Source organism: Mesorhizobium sp. M7A.F.Ca.MR.362.00.0.0 (assembly GCF_004023175.1).
In the GTDB taxonomy this organism is placed as follows: Bacteria; Pseudomonadota; Alphaproteobacteria; order Rhizobiales; family Rhizobiaceae; genus Mesorhizobium.
Map to the genome: position 1 here is coordinate 25,253 of NZ_RZTF01000035.1, position 5,819 is coordinate 31,071.

Genomic DNA, 5,819 nt, shown 5'->3' on the forward strand with positions numbered 1-5,819 from the left:
GGCCGCGCGGCGTCAACGCCACGCCCTTGCCGATGCGTTCGAGCAGGTCGAAGCCGAGGTCGCGCTCCAGCAGGCGAAGCTGATGGCTAACAGCGCTGCGGGTCAGGTGCAACTCGTCGGCGGCGCGCCAGACGCTGCCGTGCCGGGCGAAGCTGTCGAGCGCGCGCAGCGCTTGTGTCGATGGTATACGCAAGGAACCTCAGGTGAACCGAATTTGCACGAACCGGGAAAACATATCACTTTTTAGCGACCCGCTTCACTGCTTTCTTCTCATGCCATGGAGAAACCGGTGGCCACCTCGGCGCAAGCAACCGCCCTTGCCTGTCTCGACGGCATCCAGCCGTTGTTGTCCGCGTGGACACGCACCATCTTCGATTACGGCGAGACCGCGTGGCGGGAGTATCAATCAGCCGCCTGGTATGTCGAGCGGCTGAAACTCGAAGGCTTTTCCGTCGAAGAAGGCTCCGCCGGCATGCCGACCGCCTTCTGCGCGCATTGGACCAACGGCCCCGGCCCGACCATCGGCATGTACGCCGAATACGACGCGGTGCCGGGCAATTGCCAGGATGCCGCTACGGTCGAGCGTCCGCGCCGGGGACTTGGCAACCAGGCCGGCGGCCACACCGACCCGCATTCCGGCCTCGGGATTTCGAGCCTCGGCGGGCTGCTGGCGACCAAGGCGGCGATGCAGCGCCACGGCATATCAGGCACGCTGCGCTTCACCGGCGAGCCGGCGGAAAAGGTGCGCGGGTCAAAGCCGATCCATGCCGCCAAGGGCTATTATGACGGCCTTGCCGGCATGATCTCCTTTCATCCGTTCTACATGCTGCCGCTCTGCAACACGGCGCGCTGGGACACGCATTGCGGCGCGGCCTACGCGATGATCTATCGCTTCATCTGCGACCAACCGGAGCGCTGGGCGCTGGCTGCGGGTGCTGCACCCATTCCGCAAGCACATTCGGCGGCGCGCGCCCCCGGCGCCAACGACGCATTGATGATGATGTACATGGCCTCCAAGGCTCTGCGCGATTCCATACTGCCGCACCAGGGCGGCTGGTCGATCAGCGAAGCGATTCTGACGGCGGGGCAAGCAACCGCCGACAATTTGCCGGCCGGGCTGGCCGAGATCCAGTACATGATCCGCGTGCCGACGCTTGCCATGGCCGAGCAGGTCACCACGGTGCTCGACCGCAATGCCGAGGCCGCTGCCAGCATGAGCGGCTGCCGCCATGAGCGGCATTGGGTGTCGAAGTCACGACCGGGACTTGCCAACCATGCCATGGCCGAAATCGCCTATGAAGCGCTGTCGACGGCTGGGCCGCCGCGCTGGGACGAGGACGCCAAGGCAGTTGCCCGCGAAATACAGGTCAATGCCGGGCGCATGGCGAGCGACGAGCCGTTCATCGAAGAACTCGAGCGCTTGATCGAGCCGCAGGCGGCGGAAGCGATCCTGCGCCGCGATCTGCCGCCCTCGCAAGTCAATTCGACCTCCGACGATTACACCGACATGAGCTGGCATACGCCGACAGCACGGTTCTATGTCGCCCGCCCGGCGCTGCGTTCGGAGACCGGCTATCCCTATCCGGCATGGGTGATGAATGCGCTGGGCGGCATTTCGGCGACGATCGACCCGATGGTCATCTGCGCGTCCAAGACGGTCGCGCTGGCGGCGCTCCGCCTGCTGGAAGACCAGACCGCCCGCGATGCGGCGATGAATGAATTCGTCGCCCGCACCGGCGGCGGAATCGGTGGTTCGAACTGGATTGCGCCGCTCTGCGACTACGACCCGCCGATCGGGTTTCGATGGCCAGAATATGTCACCACCCCGCGCGGACGAGACTGGTGGATACCGAGCAATCAGACACCCCAAACCACTTCACGAGGAGCATCCCATGACCGTTCATGACCGCATTGTCGCCGAGCCGTTTTCGCTGCAGCGCCGCAACCCCGCCGGCGGCACCAAGCCGCTGACCGCCTGGGGTTTTGCCAACGAGACCGACGTGCTGACCGACGTCCTGCTTGGCTCACCCAATTTCCTGCGCCATCTGTCGACCAGTTCGCTGTCGCGAAAGCATCTGCGCGAGGCGCCCTGCAACGTCCAGATCGCCCAGGCGCAGCACAAGGACCTGGTCGCCGCCTACGAGCATTTCGGCGTCAACATCCACTGGCAGGCACGAGCCGACGCCTGAGCTGCCGATGCAGGTCTATTCCCGCGATTCCAGCGTCATGACGCCCTACGGCGCCTTCATTACCGCCATGGCCAACTGGTGGCGGCGCGGCGAGAACTATGCCGCGATCCGCACCTATGAAAAGCTCGGCATCCCGATCTACGACATGGTCACGGCAGGCACGTTCGAGGGCGGCGACTTCAACGTCATCGAGGACGGCGTCGTGCTGATCGGCTGCGGCGGCGCGCGTACGCAGGAAGAAGGCGCCCGCCAGGTGCAGGCATGGTTCGACAAGGAAGGTTGGGAAACCCGCATCGCCTTCATCGACGAGTATTATGTTCATATCGACCTGATGGTGGTGCCGATCGCCGAAAAACTGACCGCTGTCTGCCTGGCCTGCACCGAACCCGGCATTGTCGACTGGTTGAAGGGCAAGGGCCACGAGATCATCGACGTGCCGTTCCAGGATACGATGGCGCTGGGCTGCAACTTCATGTCGCTGGGCAAGGACCGGGTGATCGCGCCGACCTCCAGCCAGGCGCTGATCGGCCAGCTCAAGGCGCGCGGCTTCGAGGTCGCGGCCGTCGACATGAGCGAGATCTCGAAGACCGGCGGCGGCATCCACTGCATGGCGCAGGCGCTGAAGCGCGAACCGGCCTGAGGAGTGGGATAGCGCTACGCTGCTTCGCTCACATTCGCATCAGCATGATCGGCATCCTGGCGGCCGGTTGCAAGGTCGCGCGCGCAAAACGGCTGAGATCGCCGGCTGGCGGCACCATGTGCCCCGCTTGCGAGTCGCAACGCTGGCCGACGCGAAACTTGCGCGATAGCTAATATAAGCGCACAGTAAGAACGTCTTTTGGGAGAGGACAGCTCATCTGCAACTCGGGAGGAAACCATGAATTCCATGAGCCTCACCACGCTTGAACGCGGCAAAACGACAATCGACGCTGCGGCCCTGGAAGCATTTTCGGCACAATTGCGCGGCACCGTACTGAGCGAAGGCGATGCCACTTATGACGAAGCACGAACAGTCTGGAATGCCACGGTCGACCGACGACCCGGGCTGATCGCATGCTGCGTCGGCGCTTCCGATGTCATCAGTGCCGTGAATTTCGCCAGGGAGAACAGGCTTCTCGTCTCCGTGCGCGGCGGCGGCCACAACATTGCCGGAAGTGCGGTCTGCGATGGTGGCCTGATGATTGATCTGTCGTTGATGAAGTCGGTGCGGGTCGATGTCGCGGCGCGGCGGGCATGGGTCGGGCCTGGCGCGACGCTTGCCGATGTCGACAAGGAAACGCAGGCCTTCGGGCTGGTGGTGCCGACCGGAATCAACTCGACCACCGGCATATCCGGCCTGACGCTGGGTGGCGGCTTCGGCTGGATCACCCGCAAATTCGGCCTGACCATCGACAATCTTGCCTCCGCCGATGTGGTCACCGCCGACGGCAAACTGCTCCGGGCCAGCCAGACCGAAAATCCCGACTTGTTCTGGGCGCTGCGCGGCGGCGGCGGCAATTTCGGCGTCGTCACGGCATTCGAGTTCCATCTCCATGAGTTTGGACCGCAAGTGCTGGCAGGGCTTGTCGTCCATCCCTTCGCCGATGCCGAAAAGGTGCTGCGGGAGTATCGCAAGGCGCTCGAAACCGCTCCTGACGAGTTGACCTGCTGGGTAGTCATGCGGCAGGCGCCGCCGCTGCCCTTCCTGCCCGCGGAATGGCATGGCAAGGAGGTTCTGGTTCTGGCCATGTGCTATTGCGGCGATATTGAGACGGGCGAAAAGGCGACGCAGAAACTTCGAGCCATCGGCACGCCGATTGCCGATGTCGTGGGCCCCAGCCCGTTCACCGGCTGGCAGCAGGCATTCGACCCACTGCTCACGCCCGGCGCCCGCAACTACTGGAAGAGCCATGACTTCACCGAGTTTTCCGAGGAGGCGGCTGCGGTCGTCAGGGGGGCAATAGCCAAGCTGCCGGGACCCGAGTGCGAGATATTTATCGGCCATGTCGGCGGCGCGGCAGGTCGCGTCAAGGCGGACGCAACGGCGTTCCCACAGCGCAGTTCGCATTTCGTCATGAACGTTCACGCCCGCTGGCGCGAACCGACGATGGACAAGGCTTGCACCGACTGGGCTCGTTCAATCTACGAGGCGGCCAAACCTTATGCCGCCGGCACCGCCTACGTGAACTTCATGCCGGAGGACGAGGTCGACCGGGTCGAAGCGGCCTATGGTGGCAACCATCGACGGCTTCTGGAAATCAAGCAGCGCTACGACCCGCTGAACCTGTTCCGCATGAACCAGAATTTGCGTCCAAAAGAAAGCTTGCGAGCCGCATGAGACGCGCCGTGCTGCAGTGAAAAAGCTCACGCCTCCGCTGGAGGCGCGGGCACATGCTGTTGGCGCCGGCTGTATTCTTGGGCCGGCCCATCAGCAACAAACCCAATACTGTGTCTTCGCCGCCCTTGTGAGTGCTGGAAAAATGGAGGAATAGTCTCCCGGAATGCATCGCCCTGAAATTGCCGGTTTGCGGTTCTCAGGTCGTGCAATTGCTAGCCGGATTCCGAATGGCCAGTCCCGAACCGCGCAAAAGAAGAGGTCCGATCGCCGCTCGGCTGCTGGCGCTCGATGCGTGGATCGATTCCTCGCTCTATGAGATCGGCTTCAAGGCGCGCCAGTTCTGGGAATCAGCGACGATCTTCTCGCGGCGCTTCCGCGTCAACGGCTGGCGCCGTGGCATCATCGAACTGTTGAGCGAAGGTTTCACGCTCGGCGCCGTCGGCATCGTGGTGATGCTGGCGCTGGCCATTCCGGCTTTCCAGGACACGGCCGGCGACTGGCGCGCCCAGGGCGACTTCGCCGTCACCTTCCTTGACCGCTACGGCAACGAGATCGGCCAGCGCGGCATCATCCAGCGCGATTCCGTGCCGGTCGACGAGATGCCCGATCACGTCATCAAGGCGGTGCTTGCCACCGAGGACCGTCGCTTCTTCGATCACTACGGCATCGATGTGCTCGGCCTGTCGCGCGCGATCTTCGAGAATGTGCGGGCGAACTCCGTCGTCCAGGGCGGATCGAGCATCACCCAGCAGTTGGCCAAGAACCTGTTCCTCACCAATGAGCGCACGCTGGAGCGCAAGATCAAGGAAGCCTTCCTGTCGCTGTGGCTCGAGGCCAATCTGTCGAAGAAGGAGATCCTGCAGCTCTATCTCGACCGCGCCTATATGGGCGGCGGCACGTTCGGCATCGAGGCTGCCGCCGACTTCTATTTCGGCAAGAGCGTCAAGGACCTGAACCTGGCCGAGGCGGCGATGCTGGCCGGCCTGTTCAAGGCGCCGACCAAATATGCGCCGCACATCAACCTGCCGGCGGCGCGCGCGCGCGCCAATGTGGTGCTGTCCAACCTTGTGGATGCCGGTTTCATGACCGAAGGCCAGGTTCTGCAGGCCAGGCTGCATCCGGCCGATGTCGTCGACCGCGGCGAACAGAAAAGCCCTGACTATTATCTCGACTGGGCGTTCGACGAGGTCAAGAAGATCGCCAAACCTGGCCAGCACTCGCTTCTCGCCCACACCACCTTTGACGCCAACATCCAGAAGGCGGCGGAAGAATCGGTGGAGTTCCACCTGCGCCAGTTCGGCAAGGAGTACAAC

Annotated in this window: 3 protein-coding genes and 2 pseudogenes (1 of these 5 cut by a window edge); 4 read left to right on the forward strand and 1 reads right to left on the reverse strand. The window is 63.5% G+C overall.

Features of this window, described 5'->3' with window-relative positions; all coding sequences use genetic code 11:
• Positions 1 to 193 (reverse strand): annotated as a pseudogene (locus EOC06_RS07740) (LysR substrate-binding domain-containing protein) (it extends 721 nt beyond the left edge of the window).
• 84 nt (positions 194 to 277) lie between these two features.
• Between EOC06_RS07740 and EOC06_RS07745 the strand changes: the two are divergent.
• The 4 genes and pseudogenes from EOC06_RS07745 to EOC06_RS07760 form a co-directional block, all read left to right on the forward strand.
• Positions 278 to 1,906, forward strand: a complete 1,629-nt coding sequence (locus EOC06_RS07745) for an amidohydrolase (RefSeq protein ID WP_128307468.1) — start codon at positions 278 to 280, stop codon at positions 1,904 to 1,906.
• Positions 1,893 to 2,829, forward strand: a pseudogene (locus EOC06_RS07750) (dimethylarginine dimethylaminohydrolase family protein). Before EOC06_RS07745 ends, EOC06_RS07750 begins: the two are co-directional and overlap by 14 nt.
• 237 nt (positions 2,830 to 3,066) lie before the next feature.
• Positions 3,067 to 4,506 carry an FAD-binding oxidoreductase gene (locus tag EOC06_RS07755; protein ID WP_128307469.1) on the forward strand — a complete coding sequence of 480 codons (1,440 nt, stop codon included), beginning with the start codon at positions 3,067 to 3,069 and terminating at the stop codon, positions 4,504 to 4,506.
• Positions 4,507 to 4,733: 227 nt separating this feature from the next.
• On the forward strand, positions 4,734 to 5,819 hold a 1,086-nt coding region (locus EOC06_RS07760; RefSeq protein WP_206631162.1), incomplete at its 3' end, for a transglycosylase domain-containing protein.

Excerpts from the sequence above, each read along its gene's own strand:
- EOC06_RS07745 (WP_128307468.1), top strand. The coding sequence starts at position 278 with ATGGAGAAACCGGTGGCCACCTCGGCGCAAGCAACCGCCCTTGCCTGT.
- EOC06_RS07755 (WP_128307469.1), top strand. The coding sequence starts at position 3,067 with ATGAATTCCATGAGCCTCACCACGCTTGAACGCGGCAAAACGACAATC.